Annotated in this window: 2 protein-coding genes; both read right to left on the bottom strand. The window is 60.0% G+C overall.

Features of this window, described 5'->3' with window-relative positions; all coding sequences use genetic code 11:
• On the bottom strand, positions 1-1848 hold a 1848-nt coding region (locus B2W52_RS18660; protein ID WP_286803884.1), incomplete at its 3' end, for a nitrate reductase subunit alpha.
• Positions 1849-1970: 122 nt separating this feature from the next.
• On the bottom strand, positions 1971-2890 hold a 920-nt coding region (locus B2W52_RS18655), incomplete at its 5' end, for an MFS transporter (protein ID WP_286803883.1).

Genomic DNA, 2890 nt, shown 5'->3' with positions numbered 1-2890 from the left:
GGAGTGGGCGTAGAAGAAGGAGGTGGAGTTCATATGCCGGGGCGGACGCTGCCAGTCCAGACCAAAGGCCAGGGGCTGCCAGCCGGTCTGCGGACGCAGCTTTTCCTGGCCTACATAGTGAGCCCAACCGCCACCGCTCTGGCCGATACAGCCACACATGATCAGCATGTTGATCAGGCCGCGGTAGTTCATGTCCATGTGGTACCAGTGGTTCATACCGGCACCCACGATGACCATGGAACGGCCCTTGGTCTTGTCGGCGTTGTCGGCAAACTCACGGGCAATGCGGATCACTTTGTCGGCGGGGACGCCGGTGATCTTTTCCTGCCAGGCCGGGGTATAGGGCTTCACTTCGTCGTAGGAGGTAGCACCGTCGTCCTCGCCCAGGCCACGGCTGATGCCGTAGTTGGCCACCATCAGGTCGTAAACGGTGACCACGCGCCCTTCGGAGCCGTCCGCCAGCTGCACCTTGCGGGTACCCAGCTTGTGCTTGAGGATGTCCTTGATTTCCACGTGCTTGAAGTGGTCGTGCTCGATACCACCGAAGTACGGGAAGGCGACGTCCACAACTTCATCGTGCTTCTCGACCATGGACAGCTGCAGGTTGACGTCGGAGCCCTTGGCGGTTTGCTTCAGGTTCCACTTGCCCTTTTCGCCCCAGCGGTAGCCAATGGAACCATTGGGCGCCGTCAGCTCACCGGAGGCCTCATCGATCGCGATGGTTTTCCACTCGGGGTTGTTTTCTTCACCCAGCCCGTCCACCAGGTCACTGGCGCGCAGGAAGCGGCCCGGCACGAAGCTGCCGTCATCCTTCTCTTCCAGCATGACCAGGTAAGGCATGTCGGTGTAGCGACGCACGTAGTCGGTGAAGTACTCACTGGGGTTGTCGACGTGGAACTCTTTCAGGATCACGTGGCCCATGGCCATGCCCAGAGCGGCATCGGTGCCCTGCTTGGGGTTCATCCACTCGTCGGACAGCTTGGAGACTTCGGCGTAATCCGGAGTAATGGCGACGGTCTTGGTGCCCTTGTAGCGAACTTCGGTAAAGAAGTGGGCGTCCGGGGTACGGGTCTGGGGTACGTTGGAGCCCCAGGCAATGATATAGCCGGAGTTGTACCAGTCTGCGGATTCAGGCACGTCGGTCTGCTCACCCCAGGTTTGCGGGGAGGCCGGCGGCAGGTCGCAGTACCAGTCGTAGAAGCTCATGCAGACGCCACCGATCATGGACAGGTAACGGCTGCCGGCTGCGTAGGAGACCATGGACATGGCAGGAATCGGCGAGAAGCCGATGATGCGGTCTGGGCCATGCTTTTTGGCGGTGTAAACGTTGGAGGCGCCAATCAGCTCGTTGACTTCATCCCAGCTTGAGCGCACGAACCCGCCCATGCCACGGCGGGGCTTGTACTCAGCGGTTTTCTTGGGGTCTTCCACGATAGAAGCCCAGGCCTCCACCGGATCATTGAACTGCATGCGCGCGGCACGCCAAAGCTTCATCAGATGCTTGCGCATCAGAGGGTATTTGAGGCGGTTGGCGCTGTACATGTACCAGGAATAGCTGGCACCACGGGGGCAGCCGCGTGGCTCGTGGTTGGGCAGATCCGGACGGGTACGGGGGTAATCGGTTTGCTGGGTTTCCCAGGTAACCAGGCCGTTCTTGACGTAAATCTTCCAGCTGCAGGAGCCGGTGCAGTTTACGCCGTGGGTGGAACGCACGATCTTGTCGTGCTGCCAGCGCTGGCGGTAGCTGTCTTCCCACTCGCGACTGACTTCGTGGGTTTCGCCATGGCCGTTGGCGAACGGCTCGCGCTTCTTCCTGAAGTAATTCAGTTTATCGATCAAATGACTCATGGTCTCTCTCTCCGTCTGCCGGATCGTTTCTCCGATTTGAGACCATTGTGTGTGAGAAAAACCGCAAAATCTGCGTGGTTACTACCTCATAACCCGCTTCTACCACCCTGGTGGTAGGCGGCTTATATCCCCGGGTGGAGTAGGTGTTCACGCTCGTGCCGGCGACTTTCCCGGGCAAACAGGAAAAGACAGCCCACAAGCAGCAGGAAGAGAATCATGAAGACCGCACTGCGGATACCCAGCCAGTGGTTAACGCTGCTGAAAATCACCGGCAGCACAAAGGCTACGGAACAGGCGCTCACCAGCAGCAACCCGGCAACAAAGGCCGCCACCGAACGATTTTCCACAATAACCAGCCGCTGGAGGCTACCCATGGTGCAGCCCATGGCCAGCCCGAGCGTGACGACAAACACACCCTCCAGTTGCATGGGCAGGGCAAATTCAACCCGGATAGTGGCGTCAACGCCCTGGATAAACAGGGTCATGGGTGGGTAGGACAAAACAAACAGCGCCATCAGACAGACCATCAGTGCTCGGCTGACAACCCTTGCACTGCCGAACCGATCGGCAAATCCGCCTCCCACAATCTGGGCCAGGGCCCCGGGAATCACAAACCATTGCGCCAGCCGCGCTCCGGAATCCACTGACAGATCGAACTGTGAAGACAGGTAGTCCGGCAGCCACAAGGCCAACGCGAAGAAGCTGCCGGCGACAACGCCAAAATAGCCACAAAGCTGGCCGGCCCGCCTCGTCTGCATTCGGTGTAGCAGCACCCGGACTGACGTTTCGGCGTTGGGGTCCGCCTCGGCGTCTTCCGGGTCGGTGAGCATCAACAGCAGCGCAAGCACCAGCACCAGCACGATCAGATAGGCCAGCGGAACCCCGTGCCAGGAAAAGGCCTCGTGGAACAGTGGCACCAGGTAGTAGTTGAATCCGGCGCCGGTCACACCAGCGCCAAACACCCCCAGCACAAGGCCCAGGCGCCTGGATTCACAGTGCCCCGTCACGAACTGCAGCCCGGCACTGTAGAAACCGCCAGCCA

This window comes from Marinobacter sp. UBA2498, from assembly GCF_002341575.1.
Lineage (GTDB): Bacteria > Pseudomonadota > Gammaproteobacteria > Pseudomonadales > Oleiphilaceae > Marinobacter > Marinobacter manganoxydans.
Note: the sequence above shows the minus strand (reverse complement) of the source record. Positions and strands in the feature narration are given on the sequence as shown.